We start from the raw sequence: 243 nt of genomic DNA, 5'->3' as shown, positions 1-243 counted from the left end.
ATGCTGCTGGTCTCGCTGATTGGTTGCAGCCACAAAGCCGCAGAAGAAAAAACCGATGGCGACCCTGTCGTCACGGGTGAAACCATTCGCTTTCCTGTTGTTGAGGGCGGACAGACCAATCTGCCGGTCGAACAACCCGCCGAAGACAGTGCCCGCAGCCTGTCCATTCCTGGTCGATTGGTCTGGAATGAAGATCATACCGTACGTGTTTTGACACCGTTTAATGGTCGCGTCATACAAGTG

General features: G+C 53.9%; 1 protein-coding gene. It reads left to right on the top strand.

Annotated features, from left to right (window positions below; translation table 11 throughout):
- A partial coding sequence (locus tag ACZ3GY_RS24680; RefSeq protein ID WP_465912444.1) for a hypothetical protein occupies positions 1-243 on the top strand: 243 nt, incomplete at both ends.

This window comes from Pseudomonas sp. PME37.24/006, from assembly GCF_055556635.1.
The sequence above is the reverse complement of the archived record's forward strand: the minus strand, read 5'-3'. Positions and strand labels throughout refer to the sequence as shown.